The 21,719-nt window shown below is 67.5% G+C and carries 18 protein-coding genes and 5 pseudogenes; 9 read left to right on the plus strand and 14 right to left on the minus strand.

What is annotated here, in order from left to right; all coding sequences use genetic code 11:
* Positions 1-76: 76 nt before the first annotated feature.
* Positions 77-603 (plus strand): annotated as a pseudogene (locus OG966_RS01565) (IS5/IS1182 family transposase); the annotation flags it as partial.
* 21 nt (positions 604-624) lie between these two features.
* Here OG966_RS01565 and OG966_RS01570 read toward each other — a convergent pair.
* Positions 625-1,281: a DUF4142 domain-containing protein gene (locus tag OG966_RS01570; RefSeq protein WP_326647487.1), complete on the minus strand. Its 657-nt coding sequence runs from the start codon at positions 1,279-1,281 to the stop codon at positions 625-627.
* Between the two features lie 284 nt (positions 1,282-1,565).
* Between OG966_RS01570 and OG966_RS01575 the strand changes: the two genes are divergently transcribed.
* Together OG966_RS01575 and OG966_RS40655 are read left to right on the plus strand one after the other, a co-directional pair.
* Complete coding sequence (locus tag OG966_RS01575) at positions 1,566-1,829, plus strand: transposase (protein ID WP_326655041.1); 264 nt, start codon at positions 1,566-1,568, stop codon at positions 1,827-1,829.
* A 146-nt stretch (positions 1,830-1,975) separates the two neighbouring features.
* A pseudogene (locus tag OG966_RS40655) lies at positions 1,976-2,210 on the plus strand (ATP-binding protein); the annotation flags it as partial.
* A 32-nt stretch (positions 2,211-2,242) separates the two neighbouring features.
* Here OG966_RS40655 and OG966_RS01585 read toward each other — a convergent pair.
* A complete protein-coding gene (locus OG966_RS01585) occupies positions 2,243-2,854 on the minus strand; it encodes a nucleotidyltransferase domain-containing protein (protein ID WP_326655042.1) in 612 nt (203 codons plus the stop codon).
* 145 nt (positions 2,855-2,999) lie between these two features.
* Here OG966_RS01585 and OG966_RS01590 point away from each other — a divergent pair, with 145 nt between their 5' ends.
* Positions 3,000-3,653, plus strand: coding sequence for a GNAT family N-acetyltransferase (locus tag OG966_RS01590; protein WP_326647489.1), 654 nt, complete (start codon positions 3,000-3,002; stop codon positions 3,651-3,653).
* Here the strand turns inward: OG966_RS01590 and OG966_RS01595 are convergent.
* A pseudogene (locus OG966_RS01595) lies at positions 3,599-3,787 on the minus strand (IS5/IS1182 family transposase); the annotation flags it as partial. The gene OG966_RS01590 and the pseudogene OG966_RS01595 overlap by 55 nt on opposite strands.
* Before the next feature lie 517 nt (positions 3,788-4,304).
* Here OG966_RS01595 and OG966_RS01600 point away from each other — a divergent pair.
* Together OG966_RS01600 and OG966_RS01605 are read left to right on the plus strand one after the other, a co-directional pair.
* On the plus strand, positions 4,305-5,423 hold the full coding sequence (locus tag OG966_RS01600; protein ID WP_326647490.1) for a N(5)-(carboxyethyl)ornithine synthase: 1,119 nt from the start codon (positions 4,305-4,307) through the stop codon (positions 5,421-5,423).
* A gap of 166 nt (positions 5,424-5,589) precedes the next feature.
* Positions 5,590-5,805, plus strand: coding sequence for a hypothetical protein (locus OG966_RS01605; RefSeq protein ID WP_326647491.1), 216 nt, complete (start codon positions 5,590-5,592; stop codon positions 5,803-5,805).
* A 236-nt stretch (positions 5,806-6,041) separates the two neighbouring features.
* Here the strand turns inward: OG966_RS01605 and OG966_RS01610 are convergent, their stop codons facing one another.
* The 3 genes and pseudogenes from OG966_RS01610 to OG966_RS01620 form a co-directional block, all read right to left on the minus strand.
* The gene (locus OG966_RS01610) at positions 6,042-7,001 is read right to left on the minus strand and encodes a DUF4344 domain-containing metallopeptidase (RefSeq protein WP_326647492.1); all 960 of its coding nucleotides are present in this window, start codon (positions 6,999-7,001) and stop codon (positions 6,042-6,044) included.
* A gap of 331 nt (positions 7,002-7,332) precedes the next feature.
* Positions 7,333-7,715: pseudogene (locus OG966_RS01615) on the minus strand (HNH endonuclease); the annotation flags it as partial.
* Positions 7,716-7,870: 155 nt separating this feature from the next.
* On the minus strand, positions 7,871-8,542 hold the full coding sequence (locus OG966_RS01620) for a formylglycine-generating enzyme family protein (RefSeq protein WP_326647493.1): 672 nt from the start codon (positions 8,540-8,542) through the stop codon (positions 7,871-7,873).
* 6 nt (positions 8,543-8,548) lie between these two features.
* Here OG966_RS01620 and OG966_RS01625 point away from each other — a divergent pair, with 6 nt between their 5' ends.
* Positions 8,549-9,100: a TnsA-like heteromeric transposase endonuclease subunit gene (locus tag OG966_RS01625; protein WP_326647494.1), complete on the plus strand. Its 552-nt coding sequence runs from the start codon at positions 8,549-8,551 to the stop codon at positions 9,098-9,100.
* Positions 9,101-9,114: 14 nt separating this feature from the next.
* Here OG966_RS01625 and OG966_RS01630 read toward each other — a convergent pair whose 3' ends face one another.
* Together OG966_RS01630 and OG966_RS40660 are read right to left on the minus strand one after the other, a co-directional pair.
* Entirely contained in the window at positions 9,115-9,831 is a 717-nt protein-coding gene (locus OG966_RS01630; RefSeq protein ID WP_326647495.1) for an MOSC domain-containing protein, read from the minus strand.
* A gap of 121 nt (positions 9,832-9,952) precedes the next feature.
* Positions 9,953-10,090, minus strand: a pseudogene (locus OG966_RS40660) (LysE family translocator); the annotation flags it as partial.
* Positions 10,091-10,714: 624 nt separating this feature from the next.
* Between OG966_RS40660 and OG966_RS01640 the strand changes: the two are divergent.
* Positions 10,715-11,773, plus strand: a complete 1,059-nt coding sequence (locus OG966_RS01640; protein ID WP_326647497.1) for a vWA domain-containing protein — start codon at positions 10,715-10,717, stop codon at positions 11,771-11,773.
* Positions 11,774-12,192: 419 nt separating this feature from the next.
* Here the strand turns inward: OG966_RS01640 and OG966_RS01645 are convergent, their stop codons facing one another.
* Positions 12,193-12,444 carry a hypothetical protein gene (locus OG966_RS01645; RefSeq protein WP_326647498.1) on the minus strand — a complete coding sequence of 84 codons (252 nt, stop codon included), beginning with the start codon at positions 12,442-12,444 and terminating at the stop codon, positions 12,193-12,195.
* A 688-nt stretch (positions 12,445-13,132) separates the two neighbouring features.
* Here OG966_RS01645 and OG966_RS01655 point away from each other — a divergent pair.
* Entirely contained in the window at positions 13,133-13,612 is a 480-nt protein-coding gene (locus OG966_RS01655) for an HIT family protein (protein ID WP_326647499.1), read from the plus strand.
* A gap of 166 nt (positions 13,613-13,778) precedes the next feature.
* On the opposite strand, the gene OG966_RS01660 is transcribed toward OG966_RS01655, so the two are convergent.
* The 5 genes from OG966_RS01660 to tkt form a co-directional block, all read right to left on the minus strand.
* Positions 13,779-16,175 (minus strand): glycoside hydrolase family 65 protein, encoded by a 2,397-nt coding sequence (locus tag OG966_RS01660; RefSeq protein ID WP_326647500.1) that lies wholly within the window; start codon positions 16,173-16,175, stop codon positions 13,779-13,781.
* A complete protein-coding gene (locus OG966_RS01665; RefSeq protein ID WP_326647501.1) occupies positions 16,172-16,915 on the minus strand; it encodes an HAD family hydrolase in 744 nt (247 codons plus the stop codon). The genes OG966_RS01660 and OG966_RS01665 overlap by 4 nt, the downstream gene beginning before the upstream one ends.
* A 156-nt stretch (positions 16,916-17,071) precedes the next feature.
* Complete coding sequence (zwf, locus tag OG966_RS01670; RefSeq protein WP_326647502.1) at positions 17,072-18,529, minus strand: glucose-6-phosphate dehydrogenase; 1,458 nt, start codon at positions 18,527-18,529, stop codon at positions 17,072-17,074.
* Positions 18,530-18,532: 3 nt separating this feature from the next.
* Positions 18,533-19,564 (minus strand): phosphogluconate dehydrogenase (NAD(+)-dependent, decarboxylating), encoded by a 1,032-nt coding sequence (gene gnd, locus OG966_RS01675; protein WP_442806652.1) that lies wholly within the window; start codon positions 19,562-19,564, stop codon positions 18,533-18,535.
* A gap of 76 nt (positions 19,565-19,640) precedes the next feature.
* The gene (tkt, locus tag OG966_RS01680; protein ID WP_326647504.1) at positions 19,641-21,704 is read right to left on the minus strand and encodes a transketolase; all 2,064 of its coding nucleotides are present in this window, start codon (positions 21,702-21,704) and stop codon (positions 19,641-19,643) included.
* Positions 21,705-21,719 lie beyond the last annotated feature (15 nt).

Here is a 21,719-nt window from a genome sequence, read left to right on the forward strand (position 1 = left end):
GCAAAGGAGTCGTTCCGTGGCGATACCCGCCGCCCGGCCTCAGCCGTCATCTCATTTGGGTGTCTCGGTAGGCGGTCTCGGCTCCCGCGGCCAGTTGGACTGGTCCCGCTGCGCGATCGACTCGGTGAACATGCGGGCCCTGAAGAGGGGGAGCTCACGGGTCCGAATACTGTCGACCGAGGCGAGTACGGCTCGAGATCCGCTTGATCGCCGAGCGGGCCGGTCTCCCCCTGTCCGTTGGAATCTCGGGCGCGAACCTGCACGACAGCCAGGCCCTGACGCCTCTGGTGGAAGGTATGCCGTCCATCCGCTCGCGCCGAGGCCCACGACGACGCAAGCCGGGGAAGCTCCACGCCGAAGGGCTACGGCTACTACTCCCACCTGGTCGATGGTTGCGCGAGTGCGGCATCACGCACCGCCGCCCGCAAGGGAATCGAGACCTCACAGCGACTGGGCCACCACCGCTGGACGATCGGACGCACCATGGCCCGGCTCGCCGGCTGCCGCCGCCTTCTCCGCCGCTACGAGCGCAAGGCAGAGCGCTTCCTCGCCATCACCAGCATCGCCTCCACCCTCATCTGCTACCGCAGACCGACCAGATGAGTCTTGGCGCAGTACCGGCTGCTACTTCGGGGCAACGGCGGCCTCGACCTCCTGGAAGGTCTTGGGGTCGACAAGGCCTGTGTCCTCGAGCACCTCCATATGGTCCAACACCGTCTGGTTGGCCTGACGGGCATGACGGCGGATCAGGTCGTTCTGGGTGGACGCCCGTACCTCCCCGATGGTGGCGAAGATCTTGCCGTGCGATGCGCGCAGCAGATTGGCGAAAAGACGGTCGAACTCGTCCCCTTGGGCGTCGTCGAGCTGCCTGACCCACCCTTGCTGCTCCGGCGTCGCCTCGTTCGGCAGCTCGACGCCGAGGATATTGGCATCTTCACGGACCAGCTGGTCGAGTTTGCTGTGCCCGTCGATCAGATGAAGTCCCGCACGCCGTACGGCATCACTGGACGCGTGCGTCTGGGCCAGCCGACCGGCGGGGATCTCCCACAGTCCCGCCTGTCGGACCTTCACGAGGAATGTGCGGTCAACCTGCGTCACAGGCTGAGCCTGACCGGCCTTGCTCTGGCCCGCCACACCTGAGGCGTCGTAGTGACCGCTGCTGTGCTGGGGAATTGCTGAGGCCACCTGGTCGGCCGAGGCCTCACCGCTGGTGCCCCGGATCGCTATCAGAACGGCGGCGACAACGGCGCACGCGGTAGCGATGATCGCGATGGTCCGCATGGAAACCCTGGGCTGTACTGCGCGTCGGCTCGGACGCATGATGCCTCCCGGTTCGGCATAGAGAGCTCTTTCTTCATGTCGTCGGGAGCTGGCACTTTGTGGCGGCTGGCACGGCACGCAAAGAGGGATACGCATGAGGCGACGCCGATGTTCAATGGACCGGCACGCCTGCGCGGCGAACTTTGACCACCGCCCCGTGACACGTCCGTGCCGAAAGGACGCGGGTCCGCGGCCACGGGGCCCTCTACCGCGGGTGCAACCAGAGGCGGGGCGACGTCGCCCGGCTGCGTCGGGCCCTGGCCGGGATGCCGTTGCCGAGGGCTGCGAACGGTCGGATCTTGCTGGCCGCGGACGACTCGGCGTGGCTTCGTCCGGTCGCCAACGCCTGCCCTCATCGGGCCTTTTGCCACACGTTCGGCCGGGGAGAGGGCAAGTGTCAGATGGGCTCAGCCGGCCGTACTCGATCGTGGCCGCGCTGGAGACCGGCCGACGTCGTGGACGGCAGCGCCGGTTGGGTCCGGAACCCGTCGCGGACGTCGCCGCGGTGACCACGGTCCAGATCCGTGAGCCGGTCGAGCGGCTCGTTGCCGCCGGCCAGTGGAAGCCGGGCCACCCCGAGGTCCCGGTCGTGCTGGACGCCGGATACGACGCACCCCGCATCGCCCACCTGCTGAACGACCTGCCCGTCGAGCGTTATTTGGAAGTCGACTGCCGCGGCACCAAGCTGCAGTTCCAGGTCCGAACGCGAGAAAACAGCATCGCGATCGCCTCCAACGCATCGTTCAGCGGCTGGACCAAGACCTTCACCGACCCTCGCCTCTGCGCGGCCATCGTCGACCGGCTCACCTTCAACAGCGCCACCATCCAGACCGGCACCGAGTCGTCTCGCCCACACCAAGGGCCGGGCCGAACGAGCCGCAACCAGCTGAACACCCGGCCGGGTGCGCCAGGAGGCGTGGGCTCACGCCTGCATACGCTTGATCCAAGGGTGAGGCCCGTATGTCTCAGTGATCGCGTCGAGGAGCCACCGTCGCTGCTGATCCGTCAGCATAGGTAACACCGCGTTGAAATCCTCTTCATCCTTGGGCCGCGGTGCCTGAGCTTTGTAATACAGCTGCACGTCCGGGGCCAGAAAAGGAATCCCGTCAGCCGAGATCATTCCCAGCGTGCTGATCGGTCTACGCACTCGGGGGTCCCGTCGTGACACCCATTCCTCACCACGGGACTCGTCGAGCATGACCTGGATGCGCCAGGGTTCATCAGGCCCAGAACGACACCAGATGTCGTGAACACCAACGGGCAGGACCTCACCCGAGACCCATTCGCGCAAGCTGCCGGGCGGATCGGCGGCCCACCATTGCCAGCCTGCCAGAACACGCTGGGCCGCGAGCTGGTCACGCCGCAGCAACAGGACATCAATGTCGCCGTGGCTCCGAATGCGGCGGCCCACCGCCAGCTCGATCGCGAAGCCTCCGGCCACCCACCAGCGGGACGTCAGGCCCGAGAACCGCGCGACAACTTCGGCTAACGGAGCAGGATCCCACCTGCCGAGGGGGGCTGGGCCACGTGTCATGTCGCTCATCCTCTCCTGACTGAGCGACATGACATCAAAACTCAGGTTCTGACTCAACTTCTGTGAGACGAACACCGTGAGTGAGGAGTCGGCGGTGATCACCGCTCCAGCTGTGCGCTTGTGATCACAGAGCTACCGTGTCGTGATGAGTAACGACTCTCTCTCTGGTCACACTGTCCGCCTTGTCCCGCTGTCTGTTGACCATGCCGAAGCCCTCTTCCCCTCTGCATCGGATCCAGAGGTATGGCGGTGGATGCCTCGGCCGCGCCCTGAATCCCTGATACAGATGAGGGCGATGCTCAGCCGGATGCTGGCGGATCCAGCCCGGCGGTGCTTCGCGGTCCGACGCCTGGCCGACGGGGTGGTGATCGGCTCGACCAGTCTGTATGAGCTTGACCAGGATCAGGGCCGTGCTGAGATCGGTGCGACATGGTTCGATCGCTCTTGCTGGGGAGGCCCCTACAACGCCGAATCCAAGCTCTTGCTCTTCGGCCACGCCTTCGATGACCTGGGCCTCACCAGAATCGCCCTGCGCACCGACAACCTCAATGAGCGGTCCCAGCAGGCCCTGACGCGCCTGGGGCTAATCTACGAAGGGACGCTACGCAGCCACATGGTGCGCCAGGACGGCACGCGTCGTGACTCGCTGTACTACAGCCTGCTCACAGATGAGTGGCCGATCGTTCGCGACAAGCTACTCAGCAGGATCGCGGCAAAGGCCACCGCCAGCACTTGTCCGGGCGATCACGTTCGAGGGCAGATGGCGACAGCTGCTGTCGCGGTGCCGAGGAAGACGTAGCCGCGCTCGTCATACCTGGTGGCCACCGCTCTGGACTGCTTGAGCCTATTGATCGCCCGCTCGAGGGTGTTGCGCTTCTTGTACCGCTCTTCGTCGAAGCCGGGTGGCCGTCCGCCACGTGAGCCGTTGCGCAGGCAGGCTGCGGTCTTCGCCGGACCGGCCGGGCAGCTCCCTGACGGGTGGCTTCCGGTGACCGGTGCCCCGAGCGTGCGGCATCTCGCATGCCCCAGCCGAAGACGCGACTGCCTCATCCTGAGATCCGGCAACCGAGGCTCAGGCCTCGGCGCGCTCCTCATGAACACCTCACCCGGGCCGCCTTTCAGCGACGATGACGACGAATGGCGACGCGTGAGGCTCGGCTCTGCTCCATAGCGTGGTCAGAATTCTATAAGGAATCAACCCGCCGCAAGAATGCGGGGAATCAAATGCCTTGAAATTAGAGGAAATTGATGGTACATCAAATTGCGGCTACGGTGACTGCGGGATTTTTCCTGGCGGCGGTCTGGGGGACGCATCGATGGCCAGGTGGTGGTCGGCGCCCCGCTTCGGCCTGCGAGCCGGCTCTCATGATCACGCGTCCGTGACGTGCTGATCTATGCTGGACAGCATCACTCGAAGGGGGTCCACGTGCACTTTCTCACTCTCGGAGTGATGGCACAGTCACGTAAAGAGAACGAGCGTCGACTGCCGATTCACCCCTCACACTTCGACCAGATCGACTCAGACCTCCGGGAAAGCATTTTCCTTGAACGCGGGTACGGGGAGCGCTTCGGCATCCCCGACGAGAAGCTGGCGCCCCTCGTCGCGGGGTTTCGCTCCCGAGAGCAGCTGATCACTGAGTGCGATGTCGTCCTGCTGGCCAAACCGCTGCAGGAAGATCTCGAGGAACTGCGCTATGGACAGGTCCTCTGGGGCTGGCCGCACTGCGTCCAGGACAAAAGGCTCACTCAGGTGGCGATCGACCGGAAGCTGACGTTCATCGCCTTCGAGGCGATGAACCACTGGACCAACGACGGCTCATTCAACCTGCACGTCTTCCACAAGAACAACGAGCTGGCCGGCTACTCCTCCGTACTTCACGCCTTGCAGATCAACGGTTCGACGGGCGACTACGGCCGTCGGCTTCGAGCGGCCGTGCTCGGCTTCGGCGCGACCGCCCGCGGAGCCGTGACCGCTCTGAGCGCCCTGGGCGTGCACGACGTCGACGTCCTCACCCAACGTGGCGTCACAGCCGTCAGCTCGCCGATCCATTCGGCGCGGATCGTACAGTTCGACCGTGACGAAACCGACACCCGCCGCAGTTACGCCCTCTCCGACGCCGGCCGAGTACCACTGGCCGGATTCCTCGCCGAGCACGACATCATCGTCAACTGCGTACTGCAGGACACCGCGGCGCCACTGATGTTCCTCAGCGACGACGACCTCGATCTGCTCGCACCGGGCACCCTCATCATCGATGTCTCCTGCGACGAGGGCATGGGCTTCAGCTGGGCGCGGCCGACATCGTTCATCGAGCCGACGTTCGTGGTCGGCGAGAACATCCTCTACTACGGCGTGGACCACAGCCCGTCCTACCTGTGGAACTCCGCGACCTGGGAGAACAGCGAGGCCCTGCTCCCCTTCCTGCGGGCCGTGCTCACCGGACACAGCACCTGGGACTCCAACGAGACCATCCGCCGCGCCATCGAGATCCGCGACGGTGTCATCCAGAACTCCAGCATCCTGGCGTTCCAGCACCGTTCGGCTCAGTACCCGCACCCGCCTGACTGACCGACACGATCGACGCCGAAGCAGCAGCGCACGCTGTCCGGCCGAGCCACCGCAACAGCGAAGCTCGGCGACGGCCTTGTCGAGGCGCTGCGAATCGCTGGCTGACGGCCGGTCGGGCGGGCGGTCGGCCAGGCAGATGCCGGCCTTCGGCCAGGTCGATCCGGCAATGGTGGAGACGACGCGGCAGGCGATCGCCGAAACGGCCGACGCCTCGTCGAGGACTGTCGCGCCCGGGCTCGCCCACGAGCTACTCGACCGGGCCCGCCACCCGAAGGTCGCCGACCGCATCCCGGTGCTCTACATCACCGTCCCGCCCGCGGCGACCGCTCCCGCATGTTCGCTTCCCTTCGCGCGCTCCCTGAACCTGCCGGTCCGTGCGTGACCAGGGCCATGAACGGGTCGATGCCGGTGCGCTGCTCGCAGCGGCCGAACACGCGGGCGTCGTGGACGTCGTAGGCGACCGGGTAGGCCAGGCCGCGGCTGCGGACCCCATGGAGTCACCGCCGCCGCTTCCAGCGACACACCCGTCCGCTTACCTGCGCGACCTGCCTCCGCGGCGCTTGCCGCAACATCGAGGCTGAGGGACGGCCGGAGATGCGGGCCGATGGCTCTGAATGCTCATTGCCCGCTGCGGAACTTGTCGAGTTGCTTCTCGAAAGCCTTCGTCTCCGCGATCAGCCACTCGCGTGCGTTCTCCTGCGCCTTGTCGCCCTGGTCCTTGAATGCTCCGCTGAAATGCTTCTGGAGTTGGGTCCACCAGCCGAAGTCCAGCATCGCCCATGCCTGCGGACACAACGGGGCCCGGGTTTTCGGCAGGTAGCCCGCACCGACCAGGGGCCCGTGGAACCTCTTCGGGTCGCTCCCCTCGAGGTAGCAAAGGAAGTTGAAGACTCGTTGCTGGATGACGGGGTGATCGCTCGAGAGCCCCTCCAGCGTCAGTTTGCCCTGCTCGCGGGCGATCTCGTCGAAAAGGATTGCGGCTGCCAGCGACGGATCCGGTCCAACCTCGTTGACGGTGTAGAACGACGCGAAGCCGTCGGCGGCATCCTCCTCAAGGCCGGGGTTCGCAAGCAGAAGCTGACGCTGCAGAGCATGGCCCATCTCGTGGCCGAAGATGAACTGGGTCGACAGCGCGGTCAGGTCGTCGGCGTTGAACTTGGCCTTGGGGAACAGCGCGGGACGCTTGACGGTCTTGACGACGTTGCTGAGGACCCCTTCGATCTGAGTCAGGAACGGCGGGGGCACAAAGATCGTTCCACCGTCGGGCTGGGTGACCGCATCCGTAACCCCCGGTGGGACCTTGTCGGTGACTTTTACGACCAGGTCATGCGGAAGGGCGACCGACTTGTTCACCCAGTCGGCGACCTGCTCGAGCACGCGGGACTTCCGGATCACCGCTACGGCCCGCCGGTCCTCCGGCTTGATCGCCTTGTCCTGGTAGACGACCGTGACTTTGCCGTTCGCGTCAGCCTTGTTGCCATCTCCACTACACGAGGCGACGGCGAAGCTGGCGACGAGCAGCGCCCCCGCGGAAGCAGTCCTCAACATGGCCGAGTACCCACCGCTGCTCAGCACCATAGTCAGCTCTTTTCCTTGGTCAAGGCGTTGGGGCGGGCGGTCTCCGGAGCCACTTCCCGATGCCGGAGGCAGGACTCGAACCCGGCACGCGGATTATGATCGACCGACCATCTGTCCACAATGGACCATCTACAGACGTTTCGTCCCATTGGTTCGACTTGGTGCGATCTTGCACCAAGGTGACGCGCCCCGAGTCTCCGGGGGCGGCGTTTCGCCCGCCCGAGCAGTGATTCTTCGGTTGTCCGGATCGACGCTCGAACCCCGGAACATTCACCTTGAAGGTGCAGCGCGATGGCCGCTCATTCCCCCAATCCGTCCGGGCTGACGGCTTCTACGGTGCGGGCGTGTATTGGACGACCGTGGTCTGGCACGGCCCGTCGGCGAATACCTTCAAGGCCGCCAACTCGGGTGCGTCCGCGGCCGGCTGCCAGCGCAGTTGGGTCGCCACCACTCCCCCACATACCGGCAGTCCGCATCCGCGGCCGGCGGCAGCCACTCCGCCGGATCCTGATCCGCCTTGACCGGTTCGTCCGCGCAGTCACCGCGACCAGCGACGTCGCCGCCTTTGGTCGTTCGCGTACGCTTCACGCCGGGCCGAGGTCCCGGCGGAGGCGCCGGAGTCCCGGGCTTCGGCCGGCTGCACCATGTCGTCGATGTCGAGCGCGCCGGGGTCGGTGACTGCCTGCCGTCGTAGTAGTAGGAGAGCCACCCACCGAGGGCGCCCTCCTCGCTGGTGTTCCGCCTTGCCGCCGAGCCGCCTACGAGGACCGTCATAGGGCTCGCAAGGCAAGTTGATCCGGTCCGATTCGCTTCTGGTCTCAGGTGATCCGGTACGACTGGCGGGCGGCGGTCATCGCACACAACGTGGATCAGCACACGAGGGAACGCGCGACGCGGAAGCCCACGTCGTCGACGTGGAAGGTCGGGTGGCTGCGGCGCCGCGCGGATGCCCGGCAGCTCCAGTGCTCGTCGAACCAGCCTCCGCCGCGTAGCACTCTGTAGGCGCCGTAAGCCTCGGCGTCGTAGATGTCCCAGCACCAGTCCCAGACGTTTCCGAGCATGTCGTAAAGGCCCCACGGATTGGGCTGCTTGCCGCCCACGTCGTGGATCTGCTCGTGGGAGTTGCCGCGGTACCAAGCAATCTCGTCGAGCGGCCCGTAGTGCGGTCCGGTCGTACCGGCACGGCAGGCGTGCTCCCACTCGGCTTCGGTCGGCAGCCGGTACCCGTCGGCGGACGCATCCCACTCGATGCCTTCGGCGTCGGCATGGAGGTGGTAGGCGGGTGCGAACCCGTCGCGTTGGGACAGGGCATTGCAGAATCGGACCGCGTCCCACCAGGAAACGCTCTCAACGGGCATTGGGTCCCCCTGAGCGGTGCTCGGCCGCAGGCCGGTGACCTGTGCGTACAGTGCCTGGGTGACTGGGAACGCCGCGAGTTCGTAGGGCGCAAGCTCGACCGACCAGCTGCGCTGTGTCCGCCGGTCCGACAGCGTTACCTGCCCCGGAGGGATGGCGATCATCTTTCCTGCGCTCGTATCCATGCGTAGATGATCGTACCGGCACCTGTTCTGGACGACCGCGCCGCCGACCTTCCACTGCGAAGTGAGGGGTCGCTCGATGCACTTCGCGCGGCTTTCCGACGAGACCGGCGTGGTCGTCGATGTCGCCCCGAGCGCCTTGTCGACGAGGAGGCCACCGAGGTCTTCCCGTCCACCGCGCGGATCTGTGAGTCGGTGGGATGGCAGTTCCGGCTGGTCGGGGACGTGAGCGAGACCTTCCGGGCGAATCTGCGCCGGCTGGCCCGCTACCGTCGTCCGCGCTGCTGCGGGGGTGCGGTGGCGGACCGGCTGCGGGAAGTGTTCGGCGAACCGCAGTTGCTTTTCGCCGGGGCCGAACGAGTCGGAGACCGGTTGATGGTGCCGCCGATGCTCTACCACCTGCTCTGGCAGCACGAACTGACGGCGGATCTGGTCTCGGCCCCGCTGGGCTCCGGGACCGTTGTCTGCCTGCCGGGACGGGGCGGCCGTGAGGCAGTACGCGGTTCAGCTGGGCGAGGAACGTCTGCGCGCCCATGGCCGCCATGGCGGGCAAGGATCTGATGACGGACGGTGCTTCAGGTCAGTTCGACGGTGTCCCCGAGTCGTACACGTCCCGGCTGTGCGACCGTGGCCAGGACGTCCAGCCGCATGTCGTGTGCCTGTGCAATGACTCGCAGGATGAGCGGGGAGTGCGGCAGGTCCTGCTGGGCCTCGTTGGTCATCACACATCGCTCGCTGGAGCGCTCGAATCGTATGCACAGGGCGCCGCCGATCCGGGCTGTGCTGCCGAACCACTCGTCCTCCACGAACGGAGGTGTGCCCGGCTGCGTCCGCACCAGCAGGTTCGGCCGAAACCGGCGCTCGTCGACCGGCACGCCGGGAACGGCCGCGCGGACCCAGTCGAGGGTGGCAGTGGTCAGGACGCTGAGAGGGAGCTGGTCGAAGTGCGAGATCACGCCCTCGCGGGCCACCTCGACATCGTTTCGGTCAAGGTAGTGCCGCACATACGAGGTCGGGTCCAGTACCGGCTCGCCGCCCGGGTCCAACAGCTCGGGCACCTCTGTGGTCGCTCCCCCGGGGTATCGGGACTGCAGCTGCAACAGTCCCGGCATGCGCCGGAACCGGCGTGTGTTCTTGCCCGAGCCGAACTTGCCCTCGGCGTCCCGGACTGCATAGAGCCGGTCGCCGACGAGGCCCCGGGCATCCACGGCGGCCTCGTCCAACAGCTCACCGCCGGTGGACTTGATGGGGTACCGCCAGATCCGCTCGATCGTGCCGAGCACCGTGCCCATGCCAGTCCCTCCCGCGAGTTGATTGTCAGTTGGCTTCCGCGGCTACCCGCGCCCCGAATCCGATGAGCACCACACCCGTCACGCGGTCCAGCAGACGCCGGACGCGCGGCCGTTCGAAGACCGTGACTCCGGCAACAGTGCGCAGGGCGTCCGCCCTGCCGGAGGCGATCGCGCGCTTGGTGACCACGGCCATGTCCGGCCCGGGTACCACGGTCAACAGGGCGAGCACTCCGGCCGCCATGGCTGTCTGCGTCCACATGCGGCCAGTCTGCTTCGAAACGATCACACCTGGGATGTGACAACGGTCACGGTCCAACACACCCTCTGCTTCGGGTACTTCAGGCTGAGAACGCACCTGCGAAGGGATAGGCCTGGCGCCCCTCAAAGGAGCGCGGTCCTCCATTTTCTGGTGTCAGGCCGAGGGTTCCTGTAGCGCCGGTCGCCGGTGAGAACCTGGGCACCGGCGGACCGGTCGGCAACACGGCATGGCAGACAGGCTGCGACAGCGCGCCACCGCACTGGAGTTCATCGAACCCGAACGCAGCGACGGCGACCGCCGCCATTGTCCGCCTCTACGGCTGGGACCGATGGTCCGACATCGCTGCGCACTACGCGGGCGGACCCCGACGATGCCCTCGACCTCTAGGGCACCCGTCTGTGCTGCCAGGCGGTCAAGCACATCGCGTGGACGTGAGGAAGAAGGCGGGGAAGTTCACCCTGCGCAGGCACGTGTGCCCGGAACGCGGGCGGCCGGCTCTCAACGCTGCCTCCCGCCCGGAGTCTGCCGCGGGGCAGGCGGGTGATCGTCCGTCAAGCTCCGTTGTCAGTGCCTCCCCATAGTGTGGAGACATCACTCGGGGAGCCTCGGAGAAGGAGCAGAAACGTGTCCGCCAACAAGATCCAGCACAAGGTGAATCACGTCGCGCTGGTAGTGGACTGTTCGGGTTCCATGCATCAGCACCAGAGTCAACTCGTCCGCGTCGTCGACGAGTTCGTGGCGGGCTTGAAGGCCGAGTCGGACAGCCTCGGTCATGAGACCCGGATCAGCCTCTACTCCTTCGACCACAAGGTGGAGAACCTGGTCTGGGACATGGACGTGAAGCATCTGCCGTCCATGCGGGGTCTGTACAAGGTCAACAATGGCGCTACGGCCCTCATCGAAGCCTCTCTGAAGTCCCTGGACGACCTGGGCCACATCTGGGAGGCGTACGGCGAGCACAGCTTCCTCCAGATCGTGGTGACGGACGGCGAGGAGAACGCCTCCGGCGGCGACAGACGGCACGACGGCGACATGGCCATCCTCGGCCCCTGGCTCGACAAGATCGCGGCGAAGATGGGTGCGCTTCCGGGCCACTGGACTTCCGCGATCCTCGTTCCGAACTCCCTGGCGAAGCGAACCGCCCAGAACTACGGCTTCCCGGCCGGAAACATCGCCATCTGGGATGCGGATTCCCAGGAGGGTGTCGAGGAGGCGATCGGTACCGTGCGCGCCGCCGCCACCAGCTTCCTCCGTGGCCGCGAGCAGGGCGTGCGCGGCACGAAGAATCTGTTCGCGGTCGGCCAGGACATATCGGTCGACGACGTGCGGGCGAACCTCGAACCGGTCCCGGCCGACAGGTATCGACTCCTGAAGGTCGACACGGAGGTCGAGATTCGATCCTTCGTTGATTCGCATCCGGGCGTGACGTACGAACGCGGGTCGTGTTACTACCAGCTGGGCACCCGGGTTCAGGTTCAGCCCGACAAGGAAGTCATCGTGGTCGAGAAGGACACTGACCGCGCATACACGGGCGACGCGGCACGCAGTCTCCTGTTCGGCACTGGCATCAATGGCACCGTCTCCGTGAAGGCGGGACGTAACCCCAAGTTGGAGGTATACGTGCAGAGTCGTTCGGTGAACAGAAAGCTCAAGCCGAAGACGCGTCTGCTCATCATGCTCTGAAATTCACGAGAAGGGCGTACAGCAGGTGGCCCAGGACCAGTTGCGAAGGGTCGGCCAGTCGTGGACCTCACCCGATGTCGGTTCCGCGAGCACGGTCGCGGACGGACTGACCCCCTCCTGGCGGAGATCAAGGCAATCGCCGCGATCACCACGACCAGCTTCGCCGCTCCGATCGCCCACCAGCGTTGGTCCGCTGACCTGCAATCACTCCGTTTTATTGAGACAGAAGGCCAGTCGCCTACCTTCGTTGAGACGCCGACTGGGTTGGATGGCAACGGACAGCTGCCCATTGTGTCCACCGAGCTCGCAGAGGTGGCTTTGTTCACGGGTCGTGGTCTGGCTCAACTTCTGTGATGCACGCACTCTCACTGACAAGTACGGGGCAGCAGATGAACCGCCCCGTTGCGGCAAGTCGATGGTCAGTCCTGGGGCTCTTCCACTGGTCCTTTGCTCAGGAGTTGCTTCGCGGCCTCGATCGCTCTCCTGTTGAGTTCCTCGACGGAGACGCCCCAGCTCTCCTCCCAGCCGTCCAGGTTGTGCGCGCAGTGGACCAGTGCCTCCAGGTCTTCGGGATAGTCGAGGTCATAGGCGGTGTCTGCCCAGATGAGATGCGCTCCGGTGGCGGGGTTGAGGGACCCATCGGCGATCTGTTCGGCAATACAGTAGGCCATGGCCCACTTCGCGGCCCGGGGGTTATCCGGCGGGTTAAAGAGCAGTCCCAGTTCGTCCAGGACCTGGTCGAAGAGCTCAGGCGCTTCGGGCTCCTCACTCCGCAGGAGACCGGCGAGCGTGGAGCGTGAGGGACTGTGGACGCAGGTGACCAGTGCGTCCAGCCCCGCCTGGATGAGTCTGTCAGAACCGATGTGTCTGCCGAATGCCCTCTCGCGCGCAAGGTGGCTGAGTAGGTTGAGGGCGTCGTCCCGGGGGCATCTCGGGCTTCTTCGTCGGTAGCGGGGGGAACGAACTCTCGCACGGCCGTCGACGCTGTCGCCATCGAGTTCACCTGAACCTGCCATGACTATCAGGACATGAGGACGCGCTTCCGGAGGAGTGGGAAGCCGGCGCGGCCGAACATCTGACGCTTGAGCATTTTGATGCGGTTGACGTGTTCTTCGACGACGCCGGAGCTCCAGGGCAGGGTTGGGTCGGCGGTGACGGCGTCGCGGTCGCGGTCGATGCCCGCGGCGAGGGTGGGCAGGTCGTCCTGGCGGACGGCGTGGAGCCACTGTGCTGGAAACGGTCGGTGTCACTCTTCCCTCCACATTGGTGGATTTCGAAAGGATGAGGAGTGAACAGCGCGGTTCCCCTGGCAGGATGTGCCCGGGGCCAAGATGATCACGGGTGGGTAAGGTCTCCGTCATGAGTGATGACTGGCGGATGGACCGGATCGGAAGCGCATTGCGAGGAGAGAATCCCGCCGTTCTCAGGCGTCTCGAAGCGGGTTTCGCGGTGCTCGGGGACGTCCAGTTCTTGCCCGGCTATTCAGTGCTCTTGGCGGATGACGCGACTGTGCAGCGGCTGTCGGACCTGCCGAGGGCGAGGCGGTTGGCCTTCTTGTCCGACATGGATCAGTTGGGGGAAGCAGTCGAGCGCGCGTGCGCGCGACTGGATCCGGCTTTCCGTAGGGTGAACCTGGAGATTCTTGGCAATACCGATGGATTTCTCCATGCGCACGTGTGGCCGCGGTTTGAGTGGGAGCCGGCGGAACTCGTGAGTATGCCGGTGTGGCTGTATCCGCGCGAGAGGTGGAGCGACGAGCAGTTCGGGCTGAGTTCGCAGCACGATGTGCTGCGGGAGGCGATCGGCGAGGAGCTGGACCAATTGCAGTCCGCGCACTGACGGTGCGGGACCGCCGACCGAAGGCCGGCGGTCCCGGTGATCGGTGACGGTCAGTAGGCGGTCATGGAGTCCTTCGCAGTGGCGTGATGCCGTGGACGCAGTTGGTGAGGGAGGGTCGGGTGGCTTCCTGACGCCGGGCTGCACCGCCGGACGGCGGGCTGACAGGTCAGCCGACCGCCTCCCCGCCGCTCGTCGCCGCGCCGCCCATGCGGTCGGCAGGGCGACGGCCCCTGGGCTGCTGCGGTTCCGGTTGTACGGGCACCGGCGGCAGGGGACGCTCCACGGGCCGGGACACCGTGACGGTGAGCGGCTCGCCGTGGTGCAGGATCTCCAGGGGATCCCCCTCCACCAGGGTGTAAGCGGCGGCGGAGCTGCGGATGTCCACACGCAGCCTGCGCCCCCGCACCAGCACGGTGAACCGTAAGCCGGAGAGACGCTCGGGCAGCCGCGGGGCGAACCCCAGACTGCCCGCACCGCTCCCCCCGTCGTACTGCCGCATTCCGCCGAGCCCGAGCACCAGCGCCATCCAGGTGCCCGCAAGGGAGGCGATGTGCAGACCGTCGCGGGTGTTGTGTTCCAGGTTCTCCAGGTCCATCAGGGCCGCCTCGCCCAGATAGGCATAGGCCAGGCGGAGGTGTCCCGTCTCGGCGGCCATGACGGCCTGGCAGCACGCCGACAGTGAGGAATCCCGTACGGTCAGCTGCTCGTAGTAGGCGAAGTTGCGGGCCTTCTCCTCGGCGGTGAAGGCGTCGCCGCAGGTCAGCATGGCGAGGACCAGGTCCGCCTGTTTCACGACCTGCTTGCGGTAGAGGTCGAAGTACGGGAAGTGCAGCATCAGCGGGTACTGCTCCGGGGAGGTGTTGTCGAAGTCCCACCGCTGGAAGCCCGTGAACCCGGCCGACTGCTCGTGCACACCGAGCGTCTCGTTGTACGGCACGGCGATCCGGGCGGCGGCGTCCCGCCACGCGGCGGTCTCCTCGTCGTCGACCCCCAGTTCCTCCGCGCGTTCGACGTGGCGCACCGCCGCCTCCGCGGCGGCCACCAGATTCCGGCGCGCCATCAGGTTGGTGTAGAGGTTGTCGCGGGCGATGGCGCTGTACTCGTCGGGGCCCGTGACGCCGTCGATATGGAAGACGCCCTCCGCGTCGTGGTGGCCGAGCGAGTGCCAGAGCCGCGCGGTGTGCACCAGCAGTTCCAGTCCCGGCCCCCGCTCGAACGCCTCGTCGCCGGTGGCGGTCACGTACCGGAGCACGGCGTCGGCGATGTCGGCGTTGACATGAAACGCGGCCGTGCCCGCCGGCCAGTACGCCGAGCATTCCGCGCCGGTGATGGTCCGCCACGGGAACGCCGCTCCGGCGAGTCCGAGCTGATGGGCGCGGTCCCTGGCGGCGGGCAGGGTCGCGTGGCGCCAGCGCAGGACCGGGGCGACGGACTGGGGGGCCGTGTAGGTGAGCACATGGAGGACGAAGGACTCCACGTCCCAGAACGAGTGCCCGTCGTAGCCGGTCCCCGTCAGCCCCTTGGCGGGGATCGCCCGTTCCTCGCCGCGGGCCGCGGCCTGCAGCACATGGAACAGCCCGAAGCGCACGGCCTGCTGGATCTCCGCGTCGCCGTCCACCTCGACGTCCGCGCCGGACCAGAAGTTGTCCAGATAGGCCCGCTGCTCGGCGAGCAGCCCGTCCCAGCCGGTGCTGCGGGCGGCGGCGACCGCACCGTCGACCTGGTCGTGGACGGCGGGCAGCGACCTCTCCGCGGACCACCCGTACGCCACGAACTTCACCAGCCGCAGCCGCTCGCCGGGCGCCAGGACGGCGGTGACCGTGAGCCTGCTGACGTCGGGCTCGCTCTCGGCCGACCAGGCCGTCCCCTCAGGGCCCTCGACGATGTGGTCGGCCGCGACCGCCACCCGCTGGCCGCTCTTCCTGGTGCAGTGCACCAGGCGCAGCCGCGTGTCCTGGGCGAAGTCCTCCTCCGCCTCGAGCGGGGACTCGACCGCGGCCGCGACCCGCGGGTCGCCGGTGTCGTTCGGCATCTGCTCGTTGGCGACCAGCTCGGACTGGACGGCCACGGTGGCCCCGCCGTCCAGCGGCTCCACCTCGTACGCGATCGCCGCGATGGCGCGCTGAGTGAACGACACCAGCCGGTACGAGGTGATGCGGACGGCCCGGCCGCCCGGGGAGGTCCATTCCACGGTGCGGCGGAGGACTCCTGTACGGAAGTCCAGCACCCGCTCGTGTGCCGTGAGTTCGCCGTACCGCAGGTCGTAGGGGTGATCGTCCACCAGCAGCCGGATGATCTTCCCGTCGGTGACGTTGATCAGCGTCTGACCGGACTCCGGATAGCCGTAGCCGGCCTCGGCGTAGGGCAGCGGATGCAGTTCGTGGACACCGTTGAGATAGGCGCCGGGAAGCCCGTGCGGTTCGCCCTCGTCGAGATTGCCGCGCCATCCGATGTGGCCGTTGGCGAGCGCGAACACGGACTCGCTCTGGGCGAGGACGTCGAGGTTCAGCTCGGTCTCGCGCAGGCACCACGGTTCGACCACATAGCTGGGATGGGTGATCATCGTGACTCCAGCAGTTCGGCGAGATCGTTCACCACGATGTCCGCGCCGTGCCGCCGGAGCTCAGCGGCCTGCCCGGTCCTGTCGATTCCCACGACCAGGCCGAACTCCCCCGCACGGCCGGCTTCCACGCCCGCCAGGGCGTCCTCGAAGACCGCCGCGGCACCCGGTTCGGCGCCCAGGGCACGGGCGGCGGCCAGATAGGTGTCCGGTTGCGGCTTGCCCCGCAAACGCTGCTCCCTGGCGACGATCCCGTCGATGCGCTCCTCGAAGAGGTCCTCGATGCCCGCCGCGGCCAGCACATCACGGCAGTTGGCGCTCGAGGAGACCACGGCACGCCGCAGACCCGCGTCCCTGGCGGCGCTCACATACGCCACCGAGCCCTCGTAGGCCTCCACACCCTGCTCACGGATCTTTCGGAGCACCAGCGCGTTCTTACGGGTGCCCAGGCCGTTCACCGTCTCCCTCTCCGGCCCGTCGTCGGGCGCACCCTCGGGGAGCTGGATCCCCCGCGAGGCGAGGAAGGTGCGCACCCCGTCCTCGCGCGGCCGGCCGTCAACGTACTCGTCGTAGTCGTGCACGGCGTCGAACGGCTCGAAGGGAACGCCCTCACGTTCGGCGCGCCGGCGGAGGTAGTCGTCGAACATCTCCTTCCATGCCGCCGCGTGCACCTTCGCAGTGCGCGTGAGGACACCGTCGAGGTCGAACAGGCAAGTGCGTACGTGATCCGGAAGCCCCAGCATGCCGTCGAGGCTAGAAGGGTGAGGCGGTCACCGGGGGCGGCAGATGCCATCCGCCGCGCCACGCGTAGCCCGTGGGGATGATGCGCCGGTGTCATCCGGAGCAGCCGCGGGCGCGGCCGGGCACCGGGCCCGGCCGCACGGGGTCGCTCGCGGGTGTCAGTGAGCGTCCGGCAGGCTCCACCGGTAGGGCGCGATGAGCCGGTCGACCGACTCGGGGCCCCAGGAGCCGGGTGCGTAGGGCTGGACCGGCGGCGGGTTCTCCAGGAGCGGGGCGGATGCCGCCCAGAGCCGCTCGATCCCGTCGGAGCGGGTGAACAGGGACTGGTCCCCGAGCATCGCGTCCAGGATGAGGCGCTCGTATCCCTCCAGCGCGTACATAGAGTTGACGGAGTCGGCGTAGTTGAAAACCATCTCGGCCTCGCTCAGGCGCATGGCGGGTCCCGGCTCCTTCACCAGGAAACGGGCGGCGATCCGGCCGGGGTCATCGAAATCGATCACCAGTTCATTGTTCCGGGATTGAGTGCCGCACTGCGCGGCCAGGGGGAACATGCGAAGCGCGGGCTCCCGGAAGCCGAGCGTCACGACGTGCCGCCCCTGACCGAGCGCCTTTCCCGAGCGCAGGTAGAAGGGCACTCCGGCCCACCGCCAGTTGTCGAGTTCGACGCGCAGTGCCACGAAGGTCTCGGTGTCCGACCGGGGGTCGACGCCCGGCTCGTCGCGATAGCCCTCGTACTGGCCGCGGACGACCTGTGCCGGATCCAGCGGCCGCATGCTCTCGAAGACCTTCTCCTTCTCGTCCCGCAGGGGCTTCGCCGCAAGGGCGGTCGGGGGTTCCATCGCCACGAACCCCATGAGCTGGAAGAGGTGAGTGACGATCATGTCCCGGAAGGTGCCGGTCCCTTCGAAGAACTGTGCGCGGCCCTCGATGCCGATCTTCTCCGGCACGTCGATCTGCACATGGCTGATGTGGTCGCGGTTCCAGACGGGCTCGAGGAAGCCGTTGGCGAAGCGGAGGGCGAGGATGTTGTCGACGGACTCCTTGCCGAGGAAGTGGTCGATACGGAAGACGCGGGACTCGTCGAAGACCGCGTGGATCGTCGCGTTGAGGGCCTGGGCCGAGGGCAGGTCCGTACCGAAGGGTTTCTCCACGATGACACGGGCGTTGTCGGCGAGGCCGGTCGCGCCGAGCAGCTCCACGACGGAGCCGAAGGCCTTGGGCGGCACCGCAAGGTGGAACAGGCGCCGGGGGTTGCCGCCGACGGCCCGCTCGGCCTCCCGTACGGCCTCAAGGAGCGGCTCGGGGGCGTCGGGGTCGGCCGCGCCGAAGGACAGCGCGTCCTCGAACTCCTGCCATGCCTTGCCCTCGGGCTGCGACCTGCCGAACTCGGCGACCGCCTCCCGTGCCCGCTTGCGGAATTCGTCGTCGCTGAGCGCGACCTGGGAGGGCGCCGAGCCGATGACACGGAAGCGGGGCGGCATCAGCCCCGCCTTGGCCAGGTGGAAAAGCCCCGGCAGGAGCTTGCGCCGGGCCAGGTCGCCGGTCGCGCCGAAGAGCACGATGACGTGGTCCTCCGGGACCGGGGGACGGCTTTCGGGCTGGGAAGGGCCGGCCACGGTTCACCCCGCCTTCTCGGCGTGACCGCCGAACTCGCCGCGCATCGCGGACAGCAGCTTGTCGGTGAACTCGCCCAGCCCGCGCGATTCGTACCGCTGCGTCAGCGCAGAGATGATGACCGGGGCGGGCACGCTCTCGTCGACCGCCGCCAGGACCGTCCAGCGGCCCTCCCCCGAGTCCGAGACGCAGCCGGTGAACGTGTCGAGCTCGGGCGAGCGCGCCAGCGCGTCGGCGACCAGGTCGACCAGCCATGAACTGACGACCGAGCCCCGGCGCCATACCTCGGCGACCTCGGCCACGTCGATCTCGTACTGGTAGGCCTCCGGCTCGCGCAGCGGGGCGGTCTCGGCGTCGACGGCCCTGCGGTGCAGGCCCGCGTCCGCGTGCTTGATGATGCTGAGCCCCTCGGCGACGGCGGCCATCATTCCGTACTCGACTCCGTTGTGCACCATCTTCACGAAGTGGCCCGCGCCGCTCGGGCCGCAGTGCAGATAGCCCTCGGGCGCCGTCCCGTCGGCGCGGGTCCTGCCCGGGGTGGGCTCGACGCTCCCGGCGCCGGGGGCGATGGTGCGGAAGATCGGGTTCAGCCGTGCCACCGCGTCGTCCTCGCCGCCGATCATCAGGCAGTAGCCCCTTTCGAGGCCCCAGACGCCGCCCGAGGTCCCGCAGTCGACGTAGTGGATTGCGCGGGGTGCGAGCTGCTTCGCGCGGGCGATGTCGTCCCGGTAGTACGAGTTGCCGCCGTCGACGACGGTGTCATCGGGGTCCAGCAGCGCGGCCAGCTGGTCCAGTGTCGGCTGTACCACCCCGGCAGGGAGCATCAGCCAGACGTTTCTGGGTTTTTCCAGCTTGTCGACGAAGTCATGGAGCGAGGTGGCGGCCGTCGCCCCCTCCTTCTCCAGCTCCTGCAGGGCCTCCCGGTCGAGGTCGTAGACGACGCATCGGTGGCCGTCACGCATCAGCCGGCGCACGAGATTGGCGCCCATCCGGCCGAGCCCGATCATGCCGAGCTGCATGGGTGTGTCAGTGGTCATGTCCGGCTTCCCGTTCTTCAGAGCGCGGTAGTGACGGATGAGGGCGTTGGCGGACGGCTCGTGGCCGAGGTCCGGCTCATGTCGTCGCCTCCTGCCGGGACTCCACCAGTTCCCGTGCGACCTCGGCCACCCGCTGCGGGGTGAACCCGAACTTCGTGAGCAGTTGTCTCAGGGGCGCCGAGGCACCGTAGGTGTGCATGCCGACGACGGCTCCGCCGTCTCCCACGTAGCGGTCCCAGCCGAACGTCGATGCCTGCTCGATGCCGACCCGCGCGGTCACCGCCGGCGGCAGGACCTGATCGCGGTACTCCCGCGGCTGACGGTCGAACAGCTCCCAGCACGGCATGCTGACCACCCGGGCCCCGATGCCGTCGGCTGCGAGTTCGTCCCGGGCGGCCAGCGCCAGGGACACTTCGGATCCGGTGGCGAGCAGGATCACCTGTGGCTCGCCGGAGGGCGGGTCCGCCAGCACATAGGCACCGCGTGCGACACCCGAGGCGGCGGCCAGCCGCGTTCGGTCGAGCGTGGGCAGCGCCTGGCGGGAAAGGACCAGTGCCGCCGGCTCGTGGCGCAGGCCGGCGACCAGCCGCCAGGTCTCGACGACTTCGCCCGCGTCGCCGGGGCGGAACACGAGCAGTCCCGGCATCGCGCGCAGGCCCGCGAGCTGTTCGACCGGCTGGTGGGTGGGTCCGTCCTCGCCGACGCCGATGGAGTCGTGCGTGAAGATGTGGACGACCGGGATCTCCATCAGCGCGGACAGCCGGATGGCTGCCTTGGCGTAGTCGGAGAAGATGAGGAATCCCGACCAGTAGGGCCGCAGCTTGGTCAGGGCCATCCCGTTGGCGACGGCCGCCGCGGCGTGCTCCCGGATGCCGAGGTGGAGGTTGCGCCCGGACGGGCTCTCCGGCTGGAAGTCTCCCGCGCCGTCGAAGGTGAGACGGGTCTTGGTCGACGGCGCGAGGTCGGCGGAGCCGCCGAAGAGCCAGGGAACGGTCTGCGCGAGGGAGTTGAGCACCTGGGCCGAGGAGTCCCTGGTGGCCAGGCCCTTGGGGTCGGCGGGGAAGTCGGGAAGCTTGCTGTCCCATCCGGCCGGGAGTTCACGGCGCTGCATGCGCTCCAGCTCGTCGGCGAGTTCGGGCCAGGCGTCGCGGTAGGCGTCGAACCGTTTCTCCCAGGCGGTGCGCAGTTGTGCACCGCGCGCACCGATGCCCTGGCCGAACCAGTCACGTACCTCTTCGGGAATCCAGAACTGCTCGTCCTCGGGCAGGCCCAGGAAGCGCTTGGTCGCCCGGACGCCGTCCGGTCCGAACGGTGCTCCGTGGGCCTTCGGTGAGTCCTCGACGGGTGAGCCGTAGCCGATGTGGCTGTGCACCAGGACCAGGGTGGGGCGCTCGGTCTCGGCCCGGAAGGTGTGGAAGCCGCGGGCGACGGCGTCGAGGTCGTTGGCGTCGGCGACGGTGGTCACGTTCCAGCCGTACGCGAGGAACCGGGCGGCGACGTCCTCGGTGAAGGTGAGGCTGGTGTGGCCCTCGATGGTGACCCGGTTCGAGTCGTAGATCCAGCACAGGTTGGACAGCCGTTGATGCCCTGCGAGCGAGGCGGCCTCCGAGGCGACGCCCTCCATCATGCAGCCGTCCCCGGCGAGCGCGTACACGTCGAAGTCGAAGAGGGGGAAGTCCTCCCGGTTGTACCGCGCGGCGAGCCACCTGCCGGCCATCGCCATCCCGACGGAGTCGGCCACCCCCTGGCCGAGCGGCCCGGTCGTGGCCTCGACACCGCTCGTCCAGCGGTACTCGGGGTGACCGGGGCAGCGGGAGCCGAGCTGACGGAACGACTTCAGGTCGTCGAGCGTCACCGCCGGCCGTCCCAGCACCTCGTAGTCCGGGTCGACGGCACGGACGCCGGTCAGATGGAGCAGGGACCACAGCAGCATCGAGGCGTGCCCTTCGGAGAGCACGAAGCGGTCGCGGTTGGGCCAGATCGGGTCCTGGGGATCGAACCGCAGGAACCGCTGCCAGAGGGTGTAGGCGACGGGCGCGATCCCCATGGGCGTGCCCGGGTGGCCGGACTGGGCCTTCTGGACGGCATCCATGCAGAGACCGCGGACGGTGTTCACCGACAGCGTGTCCAGGTCGGTCATGATCGTTCCCCGATC

It is taken from the genome of Streptomyces sp. NBC_01750 (genome assembly GCF_035918095.1).
Taxonomy (GTDB): Bacteria; Actinomycetota; Actinomycetes; order Streptomycetales; family Streptomycetaceae; genus Streptomyces.

Excerpts from the sequence above, each read along its gene's own strand:
- OG966_RS01570 (WP_326647487.1), bottom strand. The coding sequence starts at position 1,281 with ATGCGGACCATCGCGATCATCGCTACCGCGTGCGCCGTTGTCGCCGCC.
- OG966_RS01585 (WP_326655042.1), bottom strand. The coding sequence starts at position 2,854 with ATGACACGTGGCCCAGCCCCCCTCGGCAGGTGGGATCCTGCTCCGTTA.
- OG966_RS01590 (WP_326647489.1), top strand. The coding sequence starts at position 3,000 with ATGAGTAACGACTCTCTCTCTGGTCACACTGTCCGCCTTGTCCCGCTG.
- OG966_RS01600 (WP_326647490.1), top strand. The coding sequence starts at position 4,305 with ATGGCACAGTCACGTAAAGAGAACGAGCGTCGACTGCCGATTCACCCC.
- OG966_RS01605 (WP_326647491.1), top strand. The coding sequence starts at position 5,590 with ATGGTGGAGACGACGCGGCAGGCGATCGCCGAAACGGCCGACGCCTCG.
- OG966_RS01610 (WP_326647492.1), bottom strand. The coding sequence starts at position 7,001 with ATGGTGCTGAGCAGCGGTGGGTACTCGGCCATGTTGAGGACTGCTTCC.
- OG966_RS01620 (WP_326647493.1), bottom strand. The coding sequence starts at position 8,542 with ATGGATACGAGCGCAGGAAAGATGATCGCCATCCCTCCGGGGCAGGTA.
- OG966_RS01625 (WP_326647494.1), top strand. The coding sequence starts at position 8,549 with ATGATCGTACCGGCACCTGTTCTGGACGACCGCGCCGCCGACCTTCCA.
- OG966_RS01630 (WP_326647495.1), bottom strand. The coding sequence starts at position 9,831 with ATGGGCACGGTGCTCGGCACGATCGAGCGGATCTGGCGGTACCCCATC.
- OG966_RS01645 (WP_326647498.1), bottom strand. The coding sequence starts at position 12,444 with ATGGCCTACTGTATTGCCGAACAGATCGCCGATGGGTCCCTCAACCCC.
- OG966_RS01655 (WP_326647499.1), top strand. The coding sequence starts at position 13,133 with ATGAGTGATGACTGGCGGATGGACCGGATCGGAAGCGCATTGCGAGGA.
- OG966_RS01660 (WP_326647500.1), bottom strand. The coding sequence starts at position 16,175 with ATGATCACCCATCCCAGCTATGTGGTCGAACCGTGGTGCCTGCGCGAG.
- OG966_RS01665 (WP_326647501.1), bottom strand. The coding sequence starts at position 16,915 with ATGCTGGGGCTTCCGGATCACGTACGCACTTGCCTGTTCGACCTCGAC.
- gnd (WP_442806652.1), bottom strand. The coding sequence starts at position 19,564 with ATGACCACTGACACACCCATGCAGCTCGGCATGATCGGGCTCGGCCGG.
- tkt (WP_326647504.1), bottom strand. The coding sequence starts at position 21,704 with ATGACCGACCTGGACACGCTGTCGGTGAACACCGTCCGCGGTCTCTGC.